Origin of the sequence: Paraburkholderia bannensis (assembly GCF_014200455.1) — a bacterium.
Taxonomy (GTDB): Bacteria; Pseudomonadota; Gammaproteobacteria; order Burkholderiales; family Burkholderiaceae; genus Paraburkholderia; species Paraburkholderia bannensis_A.
Genome location: NZ_JACHBW010000017.1, coordinates 53,942 through 76,776 on the forward strand (window position 1 = coordinate 53,942; position 22,835 = coordinate 76,776).

Sequence of the window (22,835 nt, forward strand, 5' to 3'; positions counted from 1 at the left end):
GGGTCAGTCCTCGCCATCCAGGATGGCTTGCTTGATAGCCGGGTCGTTGAACACCAGTTGTTGGACCAGCAGCCGTTGAAATTGCTCGTTCTCTGCATCAATAGTGGACGGCGAGTCCAGCGCCAGTGCGGACTGCAACGACTTGCCCTCTTCGTTCGCATTTTCCTCATCGTTATCATTGCGCTGCGAATTCGCAAGGCCCTTGAAATCCACATGCGGCTGGGGCGAATGATCGAGAGCACAATCGCATGCTAGCCCGTCGAAATGTTCGGTCTTGAGCCAATCGCCCTTTTCGCCGAGCACCACATGCAGCGCTTCCGTGTTCGTATGGAACACGCGCTGCGTCGCCCCCATCTCGTCCGTCATACCCTTCGCGATCACCGCACCGCTATCATCGATGAACTGGTACGGAATCGCGCCTGCTGCACCGATGCGCTCCTGGATCTGCTTGTCCACGAAGACCTTGGTGCTGAAATTTGCAGGTATCTGCCCTGGCCACAGGGCTTCCGAATCCGATATCTGCGCTGGGCCTTCCCAATGGAAGTTGGCAGATTTGAGCGTGATACCTCCCGGGCAACCAAGTTCGATATTCCCATTGGCAATCTTCACGTAGGCGCCGCCGCTCGTCAGCGTAATGCCTTGCTTCCCGGCGATCGTCACCTGACTGCCAGTGCTACTCATCTTGACATCCTGAGCGCCGGATATCGCGAGCTGCGCATCCGTGCTGCGCAATGTGAGGTTCTTGAGTGAACTGAGCGACATTTCATCACTCTGCGCGCGAATATCGACCTTGCCGCTCGCAGCAAACAGCTTTACACCAGCCTTCTGCACAAAGAGGCTGATCTTCTCCACGACGCTGAGCACCAGCGAGCGTCCCGTGGCGACATAGGTGTCGCTTCCGCTAATCACGTTGATATGCTGATCGGCGCCGATGTGGGTCGATTGCTGCGTCGATATGGCGATGCCAGCGGGGCTTGCCATCAGCAAAATGGGATTCGAGAACCCGTTTGCGTTGCCCGTGCCACCACCTGCGGTCCGCCCTCCACCTGCCTCGCCCCCAGTCACGTTACGCTGGCTCGCGTCGGAGAACTTGCGTAGCGCATCCTGTCCTTCTCGCAGGCTCTCGGCTTGTCCCGCCACGCTCGCTTCTGAAACCGCCTCGATGACGCTCTCCGCGTTGCCCAACTGCTCGCTCGCCGGTTGCATGCTCAGCGGCTGCGCTGCGGTGGCTGGATGCGTCGTAACGTAAAGCCCCTGCCCCGCCCGAATCGCACCATGGGCTTCCGATTTCAGATCAAAACCGTTGCCGATGAACCCGCCGCGCGTGTTGTCCGCATGCTGGATCAGATAGCCGAGATGTAAGTGCGAAGCGTAGCTGCTCGAATAAAGCTGAACACGGTTTTGGCCTGTGGAGTCATCCATGACCAGCTGGTTGAAGCCGTTTCCGCCGAACTCCTTCGAGCGGTAACCCGACAGCAAGCCGTTCGAGTGCCACATCGGCTTCGTTGCGCCGTTATACATGCGGAAAAGGACGACTGGTCTGTCACAATCCCCCCCAATATAGCCGATGAGGACTTCTTCCCCGACCCGAGGAACATGAACGCTTCCGTAGCCGCCTCCCGTATCCGACTGCGCGACTCTCACCCAGCACGACGCGCCCGCATCCCCCGGGTTCTGCCGGTCCCAGATGAACATCACCTTCACCCGGTTCAGTTCGTCCGTATACACCTCTTCGCCCTGCGGTCCCACGACGATGGCCGTCTCCAACTGCATCTGCGGTTTGCTGTGCTCGAAGGGGCTCCGATACGGAACCGTCACGCGCTGCGCCTCTATTTCGGTCAGGTAAAAACCTGCAGAACCGTCCGCCTGGGTAACGATTTGTCCCGTGTGCCCGGCCCTGGCCTGAGCAAGTTCGCTCAGAAGGCTGTGCGGGAAGTTCGCTTCCTGCGCTGACAGCGGCAGGTTGTTCTCGATGTGGCGGCGCACCCTGATCGCCACGAACTCTCGCTGGCTGGTCGAATCTCGATCGTGCTCCGGATGTCCGGCCAATTCAAAGCGCAAGCCCGCCTCGATACCACGAACACTGCCCTCCGCGAAGAACCGTTTGGCTTGCGACTCCCACTCTTCGAGATGGATTCTCGACAACAGCTCACCGCGGGCCTGGTCTGGATAGGTGTAGGCACCCGTGTACTCGTAGACCTCGGCCTGCTCCGGTAAATTTCCTTGACCGTGCATCGTCGGCAGGGAGGTGCCTTTAGGATTGGTCGCGGATGACGGTGCCTTGTAGTCGAACGTGCGTGTCGTATGCACGCTACTCTGCAGAGTCCGCGCACCCGACCACTGTGTAAAGCCATCCGTTTCGCCGCCGGTGCCCGACCGCGTGAACTGCACCGTCTTGGGCGACACCTCGTCGAGTACGTAGAGGTCATCGGTCACGATCAGCGTATGCGACTTGCCCCCCCTTATCCTGCCGCCAGAAGCCAAACAGACCCTCTTCCTCCATCAGACGATGGACGAAGTTCCAGTCGGTTTCACTCTGGCGGCAATACGAGCGTTGGGGCAGTGACTTGCGCAGTGCAAACTGGAACTGGCCTCTCGCCTGCGGATGCATGTTGAATACGTCCGTGATGATGGCGTCGGCGCTCTTGTCCTGCCAGTACCGCATGTCGCTGCGGAATCGGAGGAAATGCATCCACGAGGCATAGGTCAACTGGTAACTGGAAATGCTGCCGTCACTGCCGAGCTTTCGGGCCGCATGAATGTAGCCGTTGACCGGGAGATAGGATTCGTCCGCCTGCTGAATCCACAACGTCATCGACTGGGCAATCAGTGTCTTGAGTTCGATGTCGTCCGCTGTGGATACCATGTCGAGCGTAACGCTGAAATCGCGCCCCAACTCGGAATAAGTTACCGCCCGACACGGCACGAGCGCATTCTCAGGTAAAACTGGAATATCTGTCTTGATCAGGCGATCCCGCTGGATCAGCCCTCCCCGGATTATCTGGGCCAGTTCGGTCAAATTCATGTATTCCCCAACTTCTTATGCGTTACAGATCAACCATCTGCACTCTTGATGAACAGCCCGGCCCCATAGCAGCCGACAACACAGGCGCATGATTTTAGTTTCGGCGAATATTTTGCCTCAACCGCGAGATAATCAATTATTGCAGATCCAATTTCAGTGCCAGGAAAAGAGCGGATAAATCACTCGCTTCGATCCTAGATCCTAGATTTTTGAAAGTACATATCACTTCATAGAGCATCCACCCGGAATGCCTGGGCAACGCCGTTTGCCACAAATCTTCATGAGGCTGATACATGAACCATTCACTTTCCTGTCCCCGCTGCGATGTAAGCGTATCATGACGGCCGCCTTGCTTTAGCATTCGGTCTTCTGCCACGAGGACCGACCGGATGTCCGACTTCGCAAGTCGGCTCTCTCACAGAAAAAAGTTTCACCTTGAAGGGTTTTAACAATTGACGTTTGATCCCCCGAAAAATCATGCCGTCTGTATTGGCGACATCTTTTGGACCACCCATGCAATTCACATAAGCCCGCGTCGAAGCCATTAAAGATCAAAGCCATGCTTGCCGTTACTTCTATCGATACCCAAGCCTTTGACATGAAGTAACGCTACCCGACAAATGAAACCCGTCTGGAAAAAAGAACCGAAAGAATTGAAGTGCGAACTGCACGGTCTTCCATGCCTGCTACGGCGCGATCCTTCCTCGCAAGCATGGCAGGGATACGTCGGCGTCAGGCAGACCTCAATCCTGTACGGGCTCGACATCGACAGCATTGCGCCTTATATGGGCGATTGGGGTGCGCCGCTGGCCGAGTTCACACGTGTTGGCGATTTCGAGACGGTCCGGCACGTACTCTCGCTGCCCACATCCGATCCCGATACCGACGGATATTCCGGCAGACACAATGCTCCCGTGCTCGCCATGTTCAAGGTACACGGCGGCTTGCGGTTTGCAGGAATGCCTTGGGCGGGACTACAACAGTGGTCAGACGAAGCGCCGTGGTTCTTCGGATTTCACTGCCAGCACGAATACGACATCGTGCCGGCGGTGTATGACGATGAGTACGATTCTGACCTGGATGACGAACCCGATACAATCCAGCGGCACATGGACCTGATGGGGAAAACGGTATATCGCACGTTCGAGTACGCGAAAGATCAGACCGAGAATCTTGCTGCACAAATCGCCGCATATCACGACTGGATTCAGAAAGAAAATATCGTTTCAATGCCTTGAGTAGCGCCGTATCCGCGCCCGCCACTGCGCCGGCGCCGGCTCCAGCCGCACCCGCAGTAGCGGCCACGCCTGCGCCGGACAACACGCCGCTCGCCGGTTACGAAACCGTGGACCGCGCGGACGGCACGTAGTTGACGTACTTGTCCGTCACGCGCGCCACGGGCCAGCAGCCAGCCCAGGACGAACTGCTCAACCTGTTCTCGGCGAAGTATTACAACGAGCAAGACACGTTCAAGAAGCACGACCTGATCGCGACGGAATGGCCTCCGATCGAGGCGAGCCTGAAGCCCTACGCGGGGCAGAACTACTACGCGCTACCGTTCGGCGGCTCGACCAACCTGAACGTGCATGAAGCGTTGCCCATCACTATCGGCTCGTTCGCAAACATGAACTATTCGAATCAGCAGAATGTAGTTTCGGTGATCGCGGAAGACACCGGCCAGTTCGAGCAAATCGAGGACGAGGCTCTGGCCCGGCAGATTGAGCAGTTGCGCACGTCCGGGATGCTCTCGCTGCGCGGCCTGGCGTACCTGCGCGTCGATAAGGTGCAGAACGGCAATCAGGTCCACGTGACGTTGCAACATCTACACGTCGATGTGTACGAGACAAACCGACGTACCTCAACGGCGGAGGGAAACTGGTCACGTCGTTCGATCTGTAGCCGACACACCAACGACCCCAAGCTTGTCCACGGCCCGGAGCGCGAGGCAGTGGACAAGCCGTATCCGAAGTGATGGTCACACGCTCATGCCCGCCGCTGGCGATGTAGAGGGTACTAAAAGCGCGCACGCCCGATGCAAAATACGAGGCCAGCCGGCGAGAACTTCGCGCGCATTACACGTCGGGGCGAAACATCCTGCGCGTCATCAACCCGATGTCCATGGACGATTTGCGAGCGGGGCTTGATAAGGCCCGTAGACGCAAGCTGCGGTTGCAAGCGCTGTACGACAAGTTACCGACGTTGACGTTCCTCGATCCCGCCCGCGGTTGCGGCAACGTCCCGGAGATCGCGGCGCTGTTTGTCGATTTCGGTCCCGTGCCTCGGCTCGACGCCGCCGCGCGACAGATAGGCTTACCTCTGGGTATACGCCGAGTGCTAACGTCTTCTGTCGACCGAGATACCGGTACGCGAGACGCCAATACTTGCCTCCGTTGGGCTGAATCAGCAGAAACATGCCGCCGCCATCCGTGAGCTTGTAGGGTTTGTTTTGTGGCTTGGCGTTTCTAACGGCCAGATCTGTAAGGTTCATATCGTCGGTACCAACAAGCATCAGCAAGATACCAACGAATATACCAGCAAGCCTCTCGGATTCAGTTGGATTCCCTCGGACTCAAGCCGGACAGAAAAAACAAAAAACCCCGCAGAATCAAGGACTCTAGCGGGGTTTCTAGACAACCTAGGAGGTCGTCGGATAGGTATATGGTGCCGGCTGCAGGACTCGAACCCGCCACCTGATGATTACAAATGCCTGCCGACAAGCCACTTTGCGCAACTTTGTCTTATAAAACAATCGCCTGAAAGCGCACGGGCAACTATGGGTGCTCGATAGGTCACCATGGCGTCGACACTCCGTTGACATGCTTAACCGCATCCTTTTGAGGCGGGGCAGACGGCTAAATCCGGTCGAAGCCATTCGTTGCCAGTTCCGTCGTCTGCGCGTTGCGATCCTGATCGCCAAGAAGCTAGAAAGCTGCAGAGGAAACGCGATAGGCGTTCTCCGCAGAATTGTGACGAACAATGAAACGAGCGTGCAGCGCTCAGATAGTACACGTCGCTTGCCGCCGCCTGTGAAGCTGACCACGGGCTGAGTCCCCTTCAGCGCGGTGCCGGGTGGCGGACTTCGGTTAAACTTCGGGCCGCACTGTCGCGGACGATTCACCTAACTCGGAAACATAGAAACTGAATGAAGACCGCATCTCCCCTTAGGTATCCTGGCGGGAAGTGGCGGGTCGCCCCGTTTTTCAATCGCCTGCTAGCTGCAAATAGATTGGAGGGGATCGACTACGTGGAGCCGTATGCCGGCGGAGCTTCCCTCGCGCTCAGTTTGCTCTTTCAGGACAAGGTCGGAGCGGTTTATCTGAATGATCTGGATGTCGCCATCTATTCATTCTGGTGGGCAGCGCTAGAACACAACCAGCGGTTCATCGACGAGGTTGCCGCCGTCGAGGTTACGCCAGATGAGTGGCAACGACAGCGCAGCATTTACATGCAAGGCAAACGAGCAGACCCATTCGCGTTGGGTTTTGCCACTTTCTTCCTCAATCGGACGAACCACTCGGGCATCATGAACGGCGGTATGATCGGCGGCAAAGCTCAGCGTGGGGAGTGGAAGCTTGATGCACGCTTTAACAAAGATGACTTGATCTCGCGCGTGGCGCGCGTTGGATCGCACCGTTCGCGCATACATCTCTCGAATCTCGATGCGCTGGTGTTTCTATCGCGTCTCGGCCACCGCCGACGCGAGCGTCTGATTTATCTTGACCCCCCCTACTTTAAAAAGGGGCCCGATCTCTATCTGAATGCCTATAGTCCCCAGGATCACGCGAAGGTACGCGAGGCAGTAGAGAACATTGAAGTCCCTTGGGTTGTCTCTTACGACGACATTCCGGAAATCCGGAAGCTGTATGCTGGGGTCAAAACACGGGGGTTCGACTTGTTGCACAACGCGAGGACAACTCGAACCGGGCGAGAGGTGCTCTTTTTTTCGAACTCGCTGCGGGTTCCACGCTCAGTTTAGTGAAGAAATTCGACTATATGCCGCGGCATAGTAAGATAATTGGATGGGTGATTGGAGGCTGATATGACCAGCAACCGGACGAAACCGCCAGAGATGGAATGCCGTTTTTGCCGTATCGGGGCTGGGAGAGCCCATCTCAGCCATGACCGCGTATTGATGGATTCCGACGACTACTTTGCGATTGCGTCAATCGGTGGATTCATTGAAGGGTGGACGCTCGTCTGCGCGAAGCGCCACACATTGAACTTCTCGGACGATTACGGCCGAAGCGCACTTCGGGAGTTCGTGTCGGAAGTTGCGAGCGTCGTCTCGTCGGTATACGGGCCCATTGTTGCATTCGAGCACGGTGTCAGGAGGAATGGTTCTCTGACCGGTTGCGGCACCGATCATGCGCATTTGCATCTTGTGCCGCTACGTGAATCTTTGGTCCAGCGGGTCTGTGCTTACGATCGTGCACGCGCATGGGTTCGCGGCCCAAGCTCGGACGTTGGACATCTTACGGGCAGCCACGAATATCTGCTGATGGCAGATTCGGTGGAAGCACTGTGGACGTCTGCTTACGTTTCTAACGTCAGCGAACCGCAATCGCAATTTTTCCGCAAGGTTTTGGCTGCCCAGCATGGTTTCGACGGACAATCTGACTACCGGTCATTTCCGTTTGCTGAAACCACCGCACGGACGTCCAAGCGGCTCGGCGAAATTGCTTGCGAGCGCTTCCCTTCTGCAGTCGCCTAGGGCTGTAAGCGCCATGCTGCCCGAAAGCACCGATCGGCCTGAGCCGCCGGAAACCACGCCATTCCCGATTGGTGTCGTCCGCGACAGCGACGCGGAATCGGCTGACCCAATTCAAAACCAGCAAGCTGAAACGAACGCTGCCCCCGCAATACCCAGCGTCATCCCACACGATGAAGCCGACGGGCGGCCTATTGACGACTGGAAGTCGCGTTATCCTCATGAGGCGCGAGTACAGATTCGTTGGGAGGCCGCCGCCGTAGCGGCGATTTCGATCGGGTCGCTGGCCATGATCTTCCTCGTATGGACTGGTCTCATTCCCAAGTGGACGGGTTGGACCGTCTGTAGTCGGCCGGCGTTTTCTCGCTACGGCTACTTCTTCTTTGGTGGCGTACTGGGCGGAACGCTGTTCGGCATTAAGTACTTGTACCACGTCGTCGCCAGGGGATTTTGGAATCAAGACCGGTGTTTGTGGCGTGTGCTTTCGCCGCTGCTCGCCGGTTCATTAGCGTTCGTCGTTGGGGCTCTCACGGACGCCGGCTTTCTTGGTCTGACAATCAGCGCTAGCAAGGCACCGGCGTACGTGTCACTGGGCTTTATCACAGGCTACTTCGGCGACAAGGCGCTCGCCAAGATGACTGAAATGGCAGATGTTATTTTCGGCACCCGCGACGCGCCGAAGTCGAGCGGCTCTCAAGCAAGAGCGGATGGCCAACAATAAGATACCCCGCGCTCAGCGCTCTGCAACTACGCTGCCATCGCCGATTCACGATCTCAGGATTGTTACGACAGACGGATTGCAGACGCTCCGCGGCGACAAAATTACACCGGCTATAGCTGGTTGGAAGGCAGTGGGCCTCTGCACAATGCCGGCTGCATGGGTTCCACCTTTCTTTGTCATCTCAGCCGCCTGCTTTGGCACTAACCTTGGCCAGCTCTTCCACGATCGGATCGAACAGGCTATCAAGGATATCTTGGGCGAGCTCCAACTCAGTGAGCAAACGCCAGTATTTATCAGGTCAAGCGGTGTCGCTGAGACGTTGCACGTCCGCGGTCAACTGGATTCGATCGAGTGCTCCGCAGGCAACATTTTGTCTAGCGCGAAAGCGTTAGTGGAGCGACTCAATGCGGTCGCACCAGCGGGCGCCGGCACAATTCATCTGGTCGTCCAAAAAAGCGTTTCTGTGGCGGAGAAAGGGCACCTGTCGAATGAGCGCCGTCTCAGTCGCGAGCCGAGAGACTGGGTCGCCGAGTTCGAGCCTATTAACGGTGAACGGGGTCGAACTGAATCAGTGGCCGTTCGGACTTGGCGGAGTGGCAAGGCCATCGACACCGTTACCGATCTGGCGTGTGATGCCCGCGCCGCGGTCGGAATCGTCCTTAAGCGTGTGGGAGGCTGGGCGATGCAATTCGCCTCCCGGATGCATTTCGAATGGGTGTGGGACAAGAGTGCCATCTGGCTCGTTCAGGCCGATGTCGCGTCGATCAGCGGTGGTATCGACCCTAGATCAGTGATTCCCGCGCACATACCAAAGCTAAAGACCGATGAGCTTCGCGCATTCAAGGCTGCGTGCGAATCGGACTTCGCCACGTATGGCAAGCTGCGCAACGCTAGCATGTATGGTGAACTTGGCTATCAGATGCCGCCGTTCTATGTGCTCAATCAACCCGAAATCATTCATGCGCTACTTCGCGGCGAAGTCACTGACGAGCTTGCGGCCGATCTGAGCGTATTGACTCAACGCCCCTTCATTATCCGTACTGACGGCACCCAGATTCCCAAGGTGAAGCGCGAAATGTTGCCGCGCAGTGATGAACTTCGATCGCTCGCCGACGCAACGGAATGGCTTACAACAACCTTCGCACAAATCGTAATTGACGCTGACCTTGCGGACACGGGGTTGTGCCTCATCGCCCACCATTTCATCCCGTCGGTTGCGTCGGCTTGGGCACGAGCAGAGCCGGGAAACCCGCTAGTTCGCATCGAATCCCTGTGGGGCATTCCAGAGGGGCTGTATTGGCATTCTCACGATACGTTCGAAGTCGATACCGGAAGTCGGGATATCAGGAATGCGAACATCGGCGGGCACTTGGAATATGGGCTGCGTGAGCGTCTCCGATACAAGGGCACGTTCATTGCTGCGGACGACGAAGGCCATTGGATCCCGCAGATTACAGACATAGCTCACGATTGGGCTCGCAGTATTACGCGGACGCAATGGATATTCGAAATTGCACAAAGTACGCGCAGGATAGCTGAGCGCTGCCAGCAGTCGACGGCTGTGATGTGGTTCGTGGATAACCATCGCGAAGCAACCCCACACCGTGTTTTGCCGTGGTTTCACAGCCCATCGACACTTGACGGTGGCCCGAAAGCCGCTCCCAGACGGAAGCGCCTCTCGTCTCACGATTTCGTGATTCGGCATGCCGCAGATTGGGCGGAGCTCCAAAGTGCGGCCGAGGGCGGTCAAACCATTGAACGAGTCGTGATGGCACCGATCGATGCGGAATTGATCCGCAACGCGAGCTTCGCAACCGATTTGGCGAAGCTCGCGAAAACGGTCGGCTTCGTCGTTGAGTTGTCGGGCGGAATCCTTTCCCACGCCTACTACATGCTGAACCGGGAGGGTTGCCGAGTCGAATGTGTCGACCTCTTTGGCGCAGGTGAAGAGGTGGTCGAATTTCACAAGCTGGTCAGAGATGGTATCCCCGACATGATTCGCGATCGAGGCGAGCGGGTCGACTCCATCGCCCTAAAGGGAGATGCGCTGATTGCCGCTCTTCGGCAGAAGCTTGTGGAAGAGGCGCTCGAAGCGCTCGATGCCAGCACCGGGAACGAGTTGCTTGGAGAACTCGCGGATGTCCAAGAAGTGTTGCTTGCACTTGCCACGGCCTTAAATGTCGACCCAGCAGCCTTGGAACAAGAACGGCTCAAGAAGCGAAAGAAAAGGGGGGGATTCGAAAAGGGGTTAATGTTGCTAAAGACGGCAACGCCACAATCGATCGGCAAATCGCACAATGAGGCGACAAGTTTTGGAGGGGACCTGTCAATGGAAGAACTGCGGAGTCAGTCGCTTCCTGTCATTTCCGATCCCCTAGCCATGCCAACGAAATCCCCATATCGTCGGCCAGACATGCGGAATGTAGACGGGACCATGGAAAAATTGTTTACATTCAAAACGGATCTGGTTTCGTTGAGCGAGCTTGAACAACGTTTGGCCTTTGAAATGCCCATGCCTCATGCCGGAAAGACGCCACTAGTTCTGACAGTAGAATTGGACCGGGACAAGTCCATGGTTCGAGGAAAGATCCGTTTGCAAGTCAGCCAATCCCAGCTGGAGTTACCGTTTTAGCTGACCACGTTGTGCGGGGGATCAGCGAAGGTTCGTAGAAATCCGTTCTATCACTCTCTTCGCCCTCCCGCCCTAATGGCCGGACGGCTGACTGCTCTCGCTGCTCATTGCCGCATCAAATAAGGAGGTAGCCCGCAATGCTAGCGGAGATCTTGGGTGTTATTGAAAAGGCCAATAGTCGTGTTCTGCTTTTTATCTTTGTTGGCCTGTTCTTTTATTGCTTTTTAGGTGATGGTGAAAATATTGCAGATCCACTGTCGGCGAATGGCGCTTCGTTGATCATTCTTATTGTTTGGGCCTATGGATTGACTGGAATGTGGATCGAGCTTGTAGGAAAGATGAACGATAGCCTGCCTGAAAACGACCTCGCCAGTTGGGGGCCGATCATTGGAGGGACGATACTTGCCTTCTGCCTCCTGATCACTTTCTCCTACCTAGCGAAAAACCCTCAAGGTCTGACGCTATCCATTTTGGCTAAAAAGAATTTTTTGCGTTTATGCACTTTGTATCTACTGGGATTCGAGACGGTTAAAATCGATCGGTAGACGCCGCTCCGATCGTGAACAAATCCAGCAGTTCAAAGGCCCGCGCCCCACGTCGCGAGTTTAATCAGCTGCTGATGATATCCGAAATCTGCGCCCCGCCTCAGTTTCTGATCTAGGGCGACCAAAGGATTCAACAGACCTTCGCAGCACTACTGCCCAGAAGACCGTTTCATCAAGGAATCTGTGAGCGGGCCCGACATCAAACCGAGTCGCACTGAAAAGATGTCCACTGGATTTTACTCACACCCGGATTTTCGTCGAGCTCGTCGTCCGTCGCATATTAGCCAGCTTTTACGGCCGCCAGTGCCTTTTCCGTGCGTGCAACTTGTCGTTCCAGTCGCGCAGCTTTTCGATCCGGCTCGGCATCCGATGCGTTGATGTTCATCGGTGACTCATCCTTGTAAGGCGAATGCAGATGGTCAAATATGCTCAGAGCCATTGGCTAACAGCGTCATCCTGTGGGTGATGCGGTGTGTTCGTCAATGTCTCGTCGTCGAGCTCGTCATCGGTGAAGTAGTAGCCGGCATCGATACGTGAAGCGGCTCGGCGGGCGCGCTCGATCTGCTCGTCCAGCGTGAACTGGTTAGCATGCCCGTAGATATCGGCATTGGCGCGGTTGATGTTCACCGGTCCCCCATCCTTGTGACAACAACAGGGCAGCTCGCATCGGCGTCACCTGTGGTTAATTGTGGCACTCAGGCACCGGCTTTTCGTTATCAATGCCCCATGTGTCAAGCCATGCGTATACCTCTTCGCCAGAGAGGTGCAAGCCCGCATTCTGGAACTCTAGCCAGGATTTCTCGGCCTCTTGCTGGAATCGCGCGCGTGCCGTTGCTCTCTGATCGGGCTCGACCTCAACCGCGTGACTCACATCGTGAGCTTCAGATGACGGCAACCGTGATTTCATAGCATAACGTAACGTATCAATCGTATCGTAACGTACCAAACGACAGTCTGGACGAGCGTTGCTGCCTTTGCGGCGGGAGCCGCCGCCGAGGGCCACGCCCTCACCCCTACGATACCGGTTTTGTTCGCGGGCCTCGCGCGGGAGCGCGAGGCAAGCAAAAGAACAGTAGACTCCTAGACGCGTACCGGCGTTCAAAGTCCCTCATCCTTGTGTTCGCTAAAGCTTTGAGAGTTCGATCGGACCAAACATGAATACCATCAGATAGCCCGTCGAGGTCGTAAATTTCCCCGCCGTAAAACCGGGTTGGACCTTTGCCACCAACGCGACCCTCGTTTTCAGCCCGATGAACGGGCCGTTCACCGGGCTACCGATCAATTTTTCAAACTCGTCCCTAGTCACCGGCTGCGCCAAGTCAGAGCCTGATCGCCAGCCTCCATTACTGTAGTCATCGAACACATAGCCGGAAGCCTTCTTTTCCACCTTGATCACTGGTTCGACTTTTCCGTTCTGCATCGCACCGTACGCCCCCTCCAGCGTATCCGGCGTATTCCGGGTACAGCCCGAAAGTGTCGCCACAAGGAGTCCAAGCACCATACACGAGAGCTTCTTCAATTTTCCGTCCTTTTTATCGGCCAACACGTAAGGGAAATTTCGCCAGCGCCTATAGCCCCTTGACGCTGTTCATACGGAAACGCCTCGTCGCAGCGCGAGCGGCAGCCTGTCCAGCACCAACGGCGTGGCGCGCGCCAGCTTGCGCACCACCCAGTGCTTTACCTCCCATCCATTTCGAGCCTTGACCAGCCGCGCGAGCGATGATGCGCGACGCACCGCCAGTCGCCGAAGATACGACCCAATTCCCGAAGCCGGTGCCGATCGGCGCACCTCCGGCGAGGCTAGATGCCACTTGGGTAACACCCATGATCACGAGCACGTCGATGATCGCTATCAGCAGCAATCCCAACGCACTGCCGAGGCCGGAGGTCGGAGTCATCGAATCCATATACTGCTGAAATGCAACGTACGTGAACGACAGCACTGTCACCGCAAATACGTTGACGAAAACATAGTTGACGATCAGACCTACCCACGCATCGAAGAACCGCTTCGTAGCGTCGAAAATCAGGCAGCCGATGAAAATCGGACCAAAAGCCAACAGGACGGTCAACATGCCCTTTGAGAGCAGGATGAGGTAGGCGGCATAGACGGTCATGATGAGCCCAGCCCCGTAATACACAATGCCGGAAAAGAAGAACGAAAACCCGTTAGAGGTTAGCAAGGATCCCCGAGAGAACGCATCGCTCCCGAGCGACCATGCCTGACTCAGTTGTCGATCGAGGATCGATGGACCGGCAACGGTGTCGGCGGTTTGCCCAGTAACGATGCTCGTGAGGTCTGTCGGCAAATTCAGCACGGGATCGAGCACGTACTGTCCGTATCCAGCCATGGAAAAACCGATGCTCAGGATCAGCGTTATCTTGATGATCCTGAATACCATGTCATTGCCCCAATCCTGCACTTTTCCGCGAATGCCCGCCCATGAATAGAGAATGAAGTAGATCCCGAGGCACGTTGTTACGACAGGTAGCATCGCAGTAATCGTCCGCTGGACAGCGGCATTCAGAAACGCATCAATCGCAGCCTGGAAGTGCGTGAAGATGTTTGCGAAAATTGTCAGCGTCATGGCGCTCTCTCCTTGCTATTGCCGGCGAGCCGGACTTTCGTTGACTAAAGTTTTGCCGGCGCGCTGGGCCTTCAGAAAGCGGCCGTAGTCACGGCATACGCGTTCGATTGCCACATCGTCGTATGCATCGAGCGTACGTCGCTCAAAGGCGAGTAGCTGCCGCTTGATATGTAAGCGCGCCAACATCTTCGCGTCAGGCCGAGGCTTTGCTTCCTCCGCAGCTATTTCGCTCACGATGAATCCGATCATCGAGTTGAGCACTTCCAATGCCGTTTCGAGGCGAGCCAAGCTATCGGTCATCAAAGAACCTCCGTGACGGCCGGAAAGCCCTCGACCACCAGATGATCTAGGCGCTCGTAGAAAACGCCCAACATTGCCGCGAGGTCCTCGTACATCGGATTCGGCCGCATCAGATCGATGCATTTGCCCATCCCATGGACAGCGTCCTGAAGCGACGTGTACCACGTGAGTAAATCGGGGGACGCGTTACTATTGATGCCAGCCATGATTCACCTCCTTGCAGGTGGGTCGTGGTTAGGGACGAAGGAGCGTGTCACCGCTCGTTCGTCCCGCTACGAAGAACGCATCGTTGTGCTTCGAACGACGCGCGAAACAGCAGAGCCTAGGGCACAACAAGACATGCAACGGCGACGAGCTCAACGCTCGTGGTCATCTTTCCCCGGCGCACTATCACGCATTGGAATCACGCTCGGCCTCGACTTCTGCGCACGAGCTCCTGCCGCACTTGCGACCTTCGGCCTCTCGTCACTGCGACGATCATGCCCTTCCCTCGTCTTCCTCATCCGGCTAGCGGTGTCCTGCCGCTCTGTCATCGGCGCCGGCACGCTGCTCACGAAACGTCTAATGTCGTTGCTCAAAAGCGCGTCACTCGGCTTACCAGAGGCTCGAAGCGCGTCAGCGAGTTCCAGCCATGAATTGGTGACTTCTTCATGCCTCCGCGCAGCTGCCGTCTCCCATACGCCATCGACGCTCTTTCCAGTCAGTACGGCATCGGCGGCGGCTCGAAGCTTGGCGAGTTCAACATTCGACCGACAGTGATTGTCCTGGCGGTTCTTGGACATGTGGTACATGTTCTGTCGTTTTCCTTTTCGGACAACGCCGCGGATAGATCTCGGCGTAGCTGTTGCCTCAATTCCGTGCTCACGTAGTTTCTGAGCGAACAGTTGCCGAAACTCCCAAAGCTGAGGCGGACCGTGAAGCAGTCGTTGCCCATCCACAGAACCTGCTTTCACGCATACATGAGCGTGCGGATGCGGTGGTGCTTGTGGATCTGGATCAGTATCGGGCGTGTGGAGTGCGAAGACGTACTCGTGCCCAGCGAATGCTTCTCGCGAAAATGCCCTGACCGCAGACGTGAACCGCTCGACGTTCGTATCGGCAGGCATCGAAAGCACCAAATTGACTGCAAGCTTTCCGTTCGAGCGTCGCTTGCCGCACCATTCAGACCAGTGCTGCTGCAACTCGCGCACATCATCGAGACACGTGAGTTGTTGACCGCTATCCGTCTCAGCTGTGAGCCGGCCATTTCGCGTGATATATGTCAAATGAGCCCATATGCGACCGGTCGTTTTCGCGACACTGCTGACCTTCACAACTGCCTCCGGCACTCGATGCACAACACGCGCTATCGCCGCTCGGGCCGTATCGGTGCTGGTAACAGCGCGACGGCTACCGCGCATATACAGGTCAGGAAGCGAAGGCCGCACTTGCCCGGTCGATTGCCGTCCGGCGCGAACCGATGTTAGTCGTCGGAGTTCTTCCGAATCCGACGAGTCCAGTACCCCTAAAGTATCGAAGAGTTTCTCGAACTTGCAGTTACTCATGGCTTCGCACTCCTTCGGCTGATGCTTGCATCCGTCAGTTCCGCAACGAGAGCACAATGCCGCTTGATTTCTGCACTCAGGGTTTCGACACGCTCGACCGTCACGCTTCGACTCGCATTTGGGTCCATGTTCAGAGTACGGGCGATCTGATTGAGGTTTCGCCCAATCGCTGCAAGTTGTCTGCTCGACTCGGCCAAGGCATCAACCTCGGTACGATTGAACTGTGGCTGCCGGAGCAATGTCGCCCGTATGAGCTTGACGATCCATTCCGTCCTTCGAAGGCCCTCCCCCGTAGCCGCTGCCGTGAGTAGCTGATGCTCTTCGAAGGTCAGTAAGACGTTCACCTGTGTCCCTGCGTTCCGCGACTTCCGAGTAGGCGGTAAAGCGGACTTCATCTCTTCGGTCTGCAACACCTTATCCAGCATCAGCCGTAGAAGTTGCGCTTCGCTCCGACAACCGTGGCGCTGCGCCGCCGCAGCAAACTTCAGCTTGGTTTCTCGCGACACACGCGCCCGGATCGTCTCGTACTCGTTCATGCCACGGCCCCGCCGCGTGCCCACTTTCTAGAAGAAAGTGTTTCCTGCCCTAGATCACAGGACACATTGCGACTTTCGTTGACGAAAGTTTTCGTCGATCTGTATTGCGCAATACACACTCGTATTGGGCACTGGGGCGCATCGTCGCGCTCCCGCGCGACCATGTCGTAGTTGCTTGCAAAGGCGAGGGGTTCCCCCTCGATGGCGGCTCCCGCCGCTAGTCTGCATATTCGACGGTAGCTCATTGCACACCTCGAATGCCTTCGCCACACCCCGCTAAAAAGCCCAAAACCGCGTCGTAAACATAGGTGAGCGCCAGCGCACCGGTCCCAACTGTCGCCATCAGCAATTGATTGCGAACCGGCACGGGATACGGGATAACAAGCGTCGCGGCGAGAACGAAAAGCGATGCACCGGACAGCAGCAATAGCGGCCATCTCACGATAGGGCGAACCCAGCTGAGCCCGAGAAGAGCGCACATGAGCAAAATTGCAACGGCCGTCAAAATTGTTCTACGCATGCCTGCCTCCTCGCTTCTGTTGGGCGATCCGTTTGATCGCATCTAGCGCCGGTCGAGCAACCTGTGGATCACTGCGGGAAGCCTCCATCCGTCGCAGCGACTCAAGACATTGCTGCTCCTGTAGTTCGCGACGCTCTTTGATGCGCACTGCCCCAAGCGGAACAAAGCATCCTTCGTCGAACTTCTTCAGGACAGCACAAAACCATCTGAAGGGCGTCGTCCGAATGACCCTGTTCTCAATTACATCCGCCAACTCGTCCAGCAGTTCCTGCGCTCGATAGCCTTCCACATCTGTGCGCCGGCCTAGGAGGTCCTCGATGGCCGCTCGTTCGACCGGCGACAACCGTCGGGGAAAAATCAAATCGCGCGTGCTGCGTATGCGCTCGGTGCTTCCGAGCTCACCTCGCATTTCGTCACCACAACAACCAACGTCTTTCGCTGTAGTGGTTGTAGTAGTGGTATTAACTGACTTTGGTATCTCTTTGCTTGGTAAACCTTTATGACCGTTTGCGCCGGCGCCGGCCGAGCCGTGCACGGGGTCACCGGAGTTGGCACGACCGGAGCCGGAAAATCCGGCTATGGTGTTCGTCGCAGGCGGAGTTGGCGGCTCCGGGTTGAACTCTATGTTCCACACCCACTTTCCTCCTGCCCCCTGCCGCTTTTCGCGGATCAGATAGCCGGCAGCTTCGAGCTCGCTAGCCATTCGCTGCCAACGGTCCTTGCGGACCTGCAACCGAATTTGAAGCGCTTGCACACTAACCTGCCATCCCGCTGGCTTCACAGCGAGCCACGCGGCAACAGCGCGACTGTCGAGCGCCAAACGCTCGTCTTCTAGCAATGCTTCAGGAACTGATCCCCATCGTGTTCGATGCGTTACGCGAACAACTCCCCCCGCGTGATGGGGAAAGGCCGATCGATCTCGTACCGTTGTGGATGCCGTCACAGGGAGAACCCTTGTTCAAGGCACCGCTGCTGAAGGAGTGCGACGTTGATCAGGCTGTACTTGCCGACACTTACCGTCGGCAAGTAACCCTTGTTGCAGAACCCGACGATAACGCCGACCGGTAGGCCGATTGCTGCGGCAAAGGCCTCGCGAGACATCATCGGAACCGGTGGTAGCACCGGTGGACTCGACGCGCTCTTTGCCACTTCGTTCATTGACGGCATAATCACTCCTTGGAGAATCACCAGCGATAGTGGTAAATTGCCACTGTTAGTGATTTATAGTCACGGAACGATTTCTTGTCAACGGTCATGCTCATGCACCCCATAGCCACGCGGATGAAAGCGATCATCGAAGCTGAGACGGACAACCGGCGACGCTACAAGGAGCTGGAGGAAATCTCGAATGTTCATCCAGACACATGGAAGTCGTTTTGGTACGGGAAGCAGCGTCCCACCGCCGAAATGATTGAGGCAGTAAGCCAGCGATGGCCGCAATACGCCTTTTGGCTTGTAACCGGCATCACCGATCCCGAGCGGAACCATATCGCACCGGCGTCGGCCGCAAGCGGGTACCCAGTTATGCGAGGGGTCGAACAGGCGTGGGCAACCCGCGAGTTTCGGTATCTGATCGCAGCGAGCAACAACGAGCCGACCGACGACGTTGAAAGAACTTCGCGCCGGCGACAAATCCAAGACGCGGCTCTTCAAGCTATGGAGAAAGTGATATCGCCAGCGGCAAACGTTTCGTATGAAAAGGCGATGCGTGTGCTTGGTGAGTCCGGCCAGCACGATTTCTATCCACTGGCTCTTGATCCTGAATATCTAGCCATCCGAAAGGCTCGACGAGACACCGAGGATCAACTCCGGAAGGACGGCTTCAGTTGGTTCGATAACGTCCTCGTGTCCGCGAAGATCGACAAGCGGCTGCTCCAAAATCCGAAGGCGCTGCTTAGCAAGGTCTTCGGCACATTGTTCGCTCGACAAGATGACCATCAAGAAGACTAAGGGCGGCTGGCTCGTTGATATCCAGCCTGGCGGCCGTGGAGGAAAGCGCTACCGGAAAACGCTCAAGACACAAGCCGAAGCGAAGGCATACGAAGCATGGCTCACGGCGAAGGTTGCTCAAGCACCCGAGTGGGTACCTGCCCCCAAGGACTCTCGGCGGCTGTCGGAACTCATCGAGCTGTGGAATCTCCATCACGGAATGCAGTTGCGACATACTCGCACGTACCCAACGCTCCAGCGCATGTGCGCTGCGCTAGGTAATCCGCTAGCGACAGCATTCAACGCTGACGACTTTGCGTCTTATCGTGCGTCCAGGATTGCCGAGGGCGTAACACCAAACACGGTCAATCGCGAGCATGCCTATCTGAGAGCGGTCTTCAATGAGCTTGCTCGGCTCGGTCATTGGCAGGCGGCGAACCCGCTCGCACGCCTCCGTCAGTTTCGAATTGCTGAACGGGAGCTATCCTTTCTAACGTCGGATCAAATCGAAGCGTTGCTGATCGCCCTCGGTCAGCGAAAAAGAAAAGACGCACTGTTGATTACCAAGCTGTGCTTAGCGACGGGGGCTCGTTGGAGCGAAGCTGAGTGCCTGCGAGTACAGCAACTGCGAGGGAACGCAGTCCACTATACGCAGACGAAGACTGACAAGAACCGCTCCGTGCCTATCGACGCGACACTGGCTGAAGAGATACTCGTGTTTCGGGCGTCGAAGACGAAGGACCTAGGCGATCGTATCTTTGAAAGCTCTGCAGGGGCTTTCCGCATGGGAGTGCGCGACGCACACATTGACCTACCGAACGGGCAGCTTACCCACGTGCTCCGCCACACCTTCGCTAGTCATTTTATGATGAATGGTGGGAATATTTTGACCTTGCAGCGCATTCTTGGTCATTCCAGTCTCCAAATGACGATGCGTTACTCTCATCTTGCGCCCGAGCATTTACTAGAAGCCAAACAACTCAATCCTTTAGCCCAATTGAATCGCAGTAACAAGAGACCCGAGCAACGATCGAACCTCGGCTGACATAAAAATCAGATTACGTCACTTTGCTTCCGGCGGTTGGCTTAATTTCTTTTTCGCCGAATCCAATTGACGTTGCACCTCTTTAAATTCTCGCCTTATCATAAAAAGTAATTGTTGCGCTTCCCGCGCATCATCATATTCAAATTTATCATCTAAATGATAATCAGCGCGAGTACGAAGCTCACGCATGTCACGTGCCTTCTGGCAAATAATTTTCAACCGACTATTGGAAATAGTCGGCTCCTTACAATGCCCCTCAAGACGTAGATACGCGCGCTCATGCATACCTTTATCTTTTCCCTCTTGCGTCGGAAGGGGATTGCAATGCTCCTCACCTGCTTGATCGCAAAGATGAAAAGCCACGTAATAAAGGCGTCCGGTACCATTCCTCAGCTGGAGCTCGGAAGCATCCGCCTTGACGAGTTCTATCCCGTAGGCCGCCAAATCATCCAATGAGACCATGTCAATCTACGTGAGCGATCGAATGGAAATCGTCACCCTATCCGGAAACTTGTGATTTTCAAGGACATACTCGGTAGTGTCCCAGTCGAGGTCCATAGCTTCCTCAAAAGGAAGATTTACCAAAATCCGGATTGCGGCATAGGCAACACCCTCTTCCCTATCGGTAGATACTCTCGCTACAAGATCCGCAATAGAGATTGAGCGTGAATCCAAGTATGCCACTATATTTTTGTATAGTGGATACGCATGTCTCGTGTCGCCCCCAATTGCCGCAACTGCAGCCACAACTCGATCCCAGTGGGGCAGCCCAAAACCTTCTACGTTACCAACGCTGGTCGATATATTTGCGGCACCGATTATCGGAAGCGCATCGACCGCAAACAGTCCATCATAGTCGTCAATCAACAAATTATGCGCGTGAACACTAGCTGCAGGCAATGCTTCACGATTCGGCATCGTGTGAGTCAAGTTGATCCCAGCAAGCATTGCCACACTCAGGATGCCGGCTAATGCGTGCCCACCTTTCGCCGTGAAGTTTGCTGATTGGTTATTCATATATGGGATCGAGCTTGGCAACGAGGTCCTCGGTCAGCAACCCGAAAAAGACCTTCTTGTTAGATGCGTGAATTTCATCCGCAAGCTGTGGCAGCCGCTCCTTAAATTTAGCTGCAGGTTCTTCCTCGAATTCGTCGATGGTCGCCGTGTTTATGATAATTCCTTTAACTGCTCCACGATTGACAACCTGCGCATCCACGGAGTTGTTAATCATCACGTCGTGTACTAACCGCCCGTCTTGCAAGCGAGTAGTGATCGTTGTCCGTTCAATAGTAATCTCTTTACCCGCGATTCGCATGCCCAGGTCGAGCGCGCTGATGTCGCTTGCAATTATTGATTGCTCCACGACATCAATGTACCGAATGGAGCACTGAACGACGGAAGTGACCAAGCCAGAACCCAGCACGGCATCGAGGGCTGAAAGAATAGCGCTTCGGAACCCGCTCCATCCTGAGTAAGGCAATTTGGCCCCTACGATCAGCGAGCGATCTCCGACATTGATGAAATATCTCCCAAATTCCAGCCTTACGAGTGGCTGGAAGGACAAACCCGGCTGGGAATCACGAAACTCCTTGGGAACCGATCCCAAAGGCAGGCTCTGAACTGTTCGGTCGATACCTGGTATCGCAAACATGAGGAAACCGGGTACGCTTGACGCCAAGGACGCCTCAGAAGGTGCGAAATGCACCTCAAAAAGTGCATCCACGAGCGGTTCTTTCCCGAGTCTCTTGGGTATTCTGGAAAGCATCAAGCGTCCTGATCTTATCTAACTTGCGAACACTGTCACTGTGCTAGTGGCAAAATTTCCCAGGGCATGTCCTGCTTGCAACAAGTTGCGGAGCAAAGTTCTTGAATTCTAATAACGGCTCAACCTGAGCGAACTTTACACGAAGCAACTGTGTGGGATAACGGGAAAAACCCAAATTCGCAACAACCTGCAAACTGTTCGCAGGACAAGCGCCGGCCAGTTGCAGCACTTCCAGGCGCGCCGTTGACACCTGGTTGACAGTCAGATGTGAACAAGGGCTTACGATGATCGTAAGCCCTTGTTTTATATGGTGCCGGCTGCAGGACTCGAACCCGCCACCTGATGATTACAAATCAACTGCTCTACCAGATGAGCTAAGCCGGCGTAGCCCGTGATTCTACTTCATTTCACGATCTTGAGGTGACCCTTACTGCTCTTTGCCGCACCTTCGTCGCCTTTTTCTGGAGCCGACGCTGCGGCAGCCGATGCTGCGGAGTCGTCCGCACTGGGCCCCTGAGGCTCGACCTGTGCGGGACCGCCTGGCACGTCTTCGTGCTCGTCCTGCGCCGAGGGCAGTACGTCGTTCGCATCGCCTGCCGGCGCTTCGACCGGGAACGCCATGCCCTGGCCATTCTCGCGCGCGTAGATCGCCAGCACGTTCGAGACCGGCACTTCGATCTTGTGCGACTTGCCGGAGAAACGGGCGTTGAATTCGATCATCTCGTTGCCCATCTGCAGCTGGCTGGTGGCCTCGAAGCTGATGTTCAGGACGATCTCGCCGTCGCGCACGAACTGGCGCGGCACGCGCGTGCGGTTGTCGACCCGCACCGCGATATGCGGCGTGAAGCCGTTGTCGGTGCACCATTCGTACAGCGCGCGCAACAGATACGGCTTGGTGGAAATCTCTTGCATCAACAATCCTCAGAAGAGGCGGCGCGCAAGCCTCATGCACCCGCGCGCGCCTCCTGTTGCAACTG

Annotated in this window: 24 protein-coding genes, 1 tRNA gene and 2 pseudogenes; 10 read left to right on the top strand and 17 right to left on the bottom strand. The window is 56.0% G+C overall.

Going from position 1 to position 22,835, the window contains the following annotated elements; all coding sequences use genetic code 11:
- Positions 1-3: 3 nt before the first annotated feature.
- Positions 4-3,025 (bottom strand): annotated as a pseudogene (locus F4827_RS25805) (type VI secretion system Vgr family protein).
- A 620-nt stretch (positions 3,026-3,645) separates the two neighbouring features.
- Here F4827_RS25805 and F4827_RS25810 point away from each other — a divergent pair.
- The 3 genes from F4827_RS25810 to F4827_RS25815 are packed head-to-tail and all read left to right on the top strand — an operon-like array spanning position 3,646 to position 4,997.
- Positions 3,646-4,263: a hypothetical protein gene (locus F4827_RS25810; protein WP_183728733.1), complete on the top strand. Its 618-nt coding sequence runs from the start codon at positions 3,646-3,648 to the stop codon at positions 4,261-4,263.
- Entirely contained in the window at positions 4,260-4,394 is a 135-nt protein-coding gene (locus F4827_RS35545; RefSeq protein ID WP_260175419.1) for a hypothetical protein, read from the top strand. Before F4827_RS25810 ends, F4827_RS35545 begins: the two co-directional genes overlap by 4 nt.
- The gene (locus tag F4827_RS25815; protein ID WP_183728736.1) at positions 4,395-4,997 is read left to right on the top strand and encodes a hypothetical protein; all 603 of its coding nucleotides are present in this window, start codon (positions 4,395-4,397) and stop codon (positions 4,995-4,997) included.
- Between the two features lie 243 nt (positions 4,998-5,240).
- Here the strand turns inward: F4827_RS25815 and F4827_RS34975 are convergent.
- Positions 5,241-5,513 (bottom strand): annotated as a pseudogene (locus F4827_RS34975) (Arm DNA-binding domain-containing protein); the annotation flags it as partial.
- A 654-nt stretch (positions 5,514-6,167) separates the two neighbouring features.
- On the opposite strand from F4827_RS34975, the gene F4827_RS25825 reads away from it, so the two are divergent.
- The 5 genes from F4827_RS25825 to F4827_RS25845 all read left to right on the top strand — a co-directional run bounded on the left by F4827_RS25825 (position 6,168) and on the right by F4827_RS25845 (position 11,631).
- Entirely contained in the window at positions 6,168-7,001 is an 834-nt protein-coding gene (locus tag F4827_RS25825; RefSeq protein ID WP_183728739.1) for a DNA adenine methylase, read from the top strand.
- A 63-nt stretch (positions 7,002-7,064) separates the two neighbouring features.
- Positions 7,065-7,736: an HIT domain-containing protein gene (locus F4827_RS25830; RefSeq protein WP_183728742.1), complete on the top strand. Its 672-nt coding sequence runs from the start codon at positions 7,065-7,067 to the stop codon at positions 7,734-7,736.
- 13 nt (positions 7,737-7,749) lie between these two features.
- Positions 7,750-8,454, top strand: coding sequence for a hypothetical protein (locus F4827_RS25835; protein ID WP_183728745.1), 705 nt, complete (start codon positions 7,750-7,752; stop codon positions 8,452-8,454).
- A complete protein-coding gene (locus F4827_RS25840; protein ID WP_183728748.1) occupies positions 8,441-11,086 on the top strand; it encodes a nucleoside triphosphate pyrophosphohydrolase in 2,646 nt (881 codons plus the stop codon). The genes F4827_RS25835 and F4827_RS25840 overlap by 14 nt, the downstream gene beginning before the upstream one ends.
- A 137-nt stretch (positions 11,087-11,223) precedes the next feature.
- Complete coding sequence (locus F4827_RS25845; RefSeq protein WP_183728750.1) at positions 11,224-11,631, top strand: hypothetical protein; 408 nt, start codon at positions 11,224-11,226, stop codon at positions 11,629-11,631.
- Positions 11,632-12,060: 429 nt separating this feature from the next.
- Here F4827_RS25845 and F4827_RS25850 read toward each other — a convergent pair whose 3' ends face one another.
- The 10 genes from F4827_RS25850 to F4827_RS25895 form a co-directional block, all read right to left on the bottom strand.
- Complete coding sequence (locus F4827_RS25850; RefSeq protein WP_183728754.1) at positions 12,061-12,258, bottom strand: hypothetical protein; 198 nt, start codon at positions 12,256-12,258, stop codon at positions 12,061-12,063.
- A gap of 496 nt (positions 12,259-12,754) precedes the next feature.
- The gene (locus F4827_RS25855) at positions 12,755-13,150 is read right to left on the bottom strand and encodes a hypothetical protein (RefSeq protein ID WP_260175420.1); all 396 of its coding nucleotides are present in this window, start codon (positions 13,148-13,150) and stop codon (positions 12,755-12,757) included.
- Positions 13,151-13,199: 49 nt separating this feature from the next.
- The gene (locus tag F4827_RS25860; protein ID WP_183728757.1) at positions 13,200-14,219 is read right to left on the bottom strand and encodes a type IV secretion system protein; all 1,020 of its coding nucleotides are present in this window, start codon (positions 14,217-14,219) and stop codon (positions 13,200-13,202) included.
- 15 nt (positions 14,220-14,234) lie between these two features.
- The gene (locus F4827_RS25865) at positions 14,235-14,519 is read right to left on the bottom strand and encodes a hypothetical protein (protein ID WP_183728760.1); all 285 of its coding nucleotides are present in this window, start codon (positions 14,517-14,519) and stop codon (positions 14,235-14,237) included.
- Entirely contained in the window at positions 14,519-14,725 is a 207-nt protein-coding gene (locus F4827_RS25870; protein ID WP_183728763.1) for a hypothetical protein, read from the bottom strand. The genes F4827_RS25865 and F4827_RS25870 overlap by 1 nt, the downstream gene beginning before the upstream one ends.
- A 150-nt stretch (positions 14,726-14,875) precedes the next feature.
- A complete protein-coding gene (locus tag F4827_RS25875) occupies positions 14,876-16,063 on the bottom strand; it encodes a relaxase/mobilization nuclease domain-containing protein (RefSeq protein ID WP_183728766.1) in 1,188 nt (395 codons plus the stop codon).
- Positions 16,060-16,599, bottom strand: a complete 540-nt coding sequence (gene mobC / locus F4827_RS25880) for a plasmid mobilization relaxosome protein MobC (RefSeq protein WP_183728769.1) — start codon at positions 16,597-16,599, stop codon at positions 16,060-16,062. The genes F4827_RS25875 and mobC overlap by 4 nt, the downstream gene beginning before the upstream one ends.
- A gap of 241 nt (positions 16,600-16,840) precedes the next feature.
- Complete coding sequence (locus tag F4827_RS25885) at positions 16,841-17,119, bottom strand: hypothetical protein (protein WP_183728772.1); 279 nt, start codon at positions 17,117-17,119, stop codon at positions 16,841-16,843.
- The gene (locus F4827_RS25890; protein WP_221303816.1) at positions 17,112-17,822 is read right to left on the bottom strand and encodes a hypothetical protein; all 711 of its coding nucleotides are present in this window, start codon (positions 17,820-17,822) and stop codon (positions 17,112-17,114) included. The genes F4827_RS25885 and F4827_RS25890 overlap by 8 nt, the downstream gene beginning before the upstream one ends.
- A gap of 236 nt (positions 17,823-18,058) precedes the next feature.
- The gene (locus tag F4827_RS25895; RefSeq protein ID WP_183728778.1) at positions 18,059-18,277 is read right to left on the bottom strand and encodes a hypothetical protein; all 219 of its coding nucleotides are present in this window, start codon (positions 18,275-18,277) and stop codon (positions 18,059-18,061) included.
- 84 nt (positions 18,278-18,361) lie between these two features.
- Between F4827_RS25895 and F4827_RS25900 the strand changes: the two genes are divergently transcribed.
- Together F4827_RS25900 and F4827_RS25905 are read left to right on the top strand one after the other, a co-directional pair.
- On the top strand, positions 18,362-19,069 hold the full coding sequence (locus F4827_RS25900) for a hypothetical protein (RefSeq protein WP_183728781.1): 708 nt from the start codon (positions 18,362-18,364) through the stop codon (positions 19,067-19,069).
- Complete coding sequence (locus F4827_RS25905) at positions 19,050-20,093, top strand: tyrosine-type recombinase/integrase (protein ID WP_183728783.1); 1,044 nt, start codon at positions 19,050-19,052, stop codon at positions 20,091-20,093. The genes F4827_RS25900 and F4827_RS25905 overlap by 20 nt, the downstream gene beginning before the upstream one ends.
- Before the next feature lie 18 nt (positions 20,094-20,111).
- Here F4827_RS25905 and F4827_RS25910 read toward each other — a convergent pair whose 3' ends face one another.
- From F4827_RS25910 to F4827_RS25930, 5 genes are all read right to left on the bottom strand, one after another.
- Complete coding sequence (locus tag F4827_RS25910) at positions 20,112-20,555, bottom strand: hypothetical protein (RefSeq protein WP_183728786.1); 444 nt, start codon at positions 20,553-20,555, stop codon at positions 20,112-20,114.
- A gap of 6 nt (positions 20,556-20,561) precedes the next feature.
- Positions 20,562-21,110 carry a hypothetical protein gene (locus tag F4827_RS25915; RefSeq protein ID WP_183728789.1) on the bottom strand — a complete coding sequence of 183 codons (549 nt, stop codon included), beginning with the start codon at positions 21,108-21,110 and terminating at the stop codon, positions 20,562-20,564.
- A complete protein-coding gene (locus tag F4827_RS25920) occupies positions 21,103-21,858 on the bottom strand; it encodes a TIGR04255 family protein (RefSeq protein WP_260175422.1) in 756 nt (251 codons plus the stop codon). Before F4827_RS25920 ends, F4827_RS25915 begins: the two co-directional genes overlap by 8 nt.
- A 308-nt stretch (positions 21,859-22,166) precedes the next feature.
- Positions 22,167-22,242, bottom strand: a tRNA-Thr gene (locus tag F4827_RS25925).
- An 18-nt stretch (positions 22,243-22,260) separates the two neighbouring features.
- Positions 22,261-22,770 carry a ClpXP protease specificity-enhancing factor gene (locus tag F4827_RS25930; protein WP_183728795.1) on the bottom strand — a complete coding sequence of 170 codons (510 nt, stop codon included), beginning with the start codon at positions 22,768-22,770 and terminating at the stop codon, positions 22,261-22,263.
- Positions 22,771-22,835: the final 65 nt, after the last annotated feature.

Coding starts and splice junctions, on each gene's coding strand:
- F4827_RS25810 (WP_183728733.1), top strand. CDS start 3,646: ATGAAACCCGTCTGGAAAAAAGAACCGAAAGAATTGAAGTGCGAACTG.
- F4827_RS25825 (WP_183728739.1), top strand. CDS start 6,168: ATGAAGACCGCATCTCCCCTTAGGTATCCTGGCGGGAAGTGGCGGGTC.
- F4827_RS25830 (WP_183728742.1), top strand. CDS start 7,065: ATGACCAGCAACCGGACGAAACCGCCAGAGATGGAATGCCGTTTTTGC.
- F4827_RS25835 (WP_183728745.1), top strand. CDS start 7,750: ATGCTGCCCGAAAGCACCGATCGGCCTGAGCCGCCGGAAACCACGCCA.
- F4827_RS25840 (WP_183728748.1), top strand. CDS start 8,441: ATGGCCAACAATAAGATACCCCGCGCTCAGCGCTCTGCAACTACGCTG.
- F4827_RS25845 (WP_183728750.1), top strand. CDS start 11,224: ATGCTAGCGGAGATCTTGGGTGTTATTGAAAAGGCCAATAGTCGTGTT.
- F4827_RS25860 (WP_183728757.1), bottom strand. CDS start 14,219: ATGACGCTGACAATTTTCGCAAACATCTTCACGCACTTCCAGGCTGCG.
- F4827_RS25865 (WP_183728760.1), bottom strand. CDS start 14,519: ATGACCGATAGCTTGGCTCGCCTCGAAACGGCATTGGAAGTGCTCAAC.
- F4827_RS25870 (WP_183728763.1), bottom strand. CDS start 14,725: ATGGCTGGCATCAATAGTAACGCGTCCCCCGATTTACTCACGTGGTAC.
- F4827_RS25875 (WP_183728766.1), bottom strand. CDS start 16,063: ATGAGTAACTGCAAGTTCGAGAAACTCTTCGATACTTTAGGGGTACTG.
- mobC (WP_183728769.1), bottom strand. CDS start 16,599: ATGAACGAGTACGAGACGATCCGGGCGCGTGTGTCGCGAGAAACCAAG.
- F4827_RS25885 (WP_183728772.1), bottom strand. CDS start 17,119: ATGCGTAGAACAATTTTGACGGCCGTTGCAATTTTGCTCATGTGCGCT.
- F4827_RS25890 (WP_221303816.1), bottom strand. CDS start 17,822: ATGGCTAGCGAGCTCGAAGCTGCCGGCTATCTGATCCGCGAAAAGCGG.
- F4827_RS25895 (WP_183728778.1), bottom strand. CDS start 18,277: ATGAACGAAGTGGCAAAGAGCGCGTCGAGTCCACCGGTGCTACCACCG.
- F4827_RS25905 (WP_183728783.1), top strand. CDS start 19,050: ATGACCATCAAGAAGACTAAGGGCGGCTGGCTCGTTGATATCCAGCCT.
- F4827_RS25910 (WP_183728786.1), bottom strand. CDS start 20,555: ATGGTCTCATTGGATGATTTGGCGGCCTACGGGATAGAACTCGTCAAG.
- F4827_RS25915 (WP_183728789.1), bottom strand. CDS start 21,110: ATGAATAACCAATCAGCAAACTTCACGGCGAAAGGTGGGCACGCATTA.
- F4827_RS25920 (WP_260175422.1), bottom strand. CDS start 21,858: ATGCTTTCCAGAATACCCAAGAGACTCGGGAAAGAACCGCTCGTGGAT.
- F4827_RS25930 (WP_183728795.1), bottom strand. CDS start 22,770: ATGCAAGAGATTTCCACCAAGCCGTATCTGTTGCGCGCGCTGTACGAA.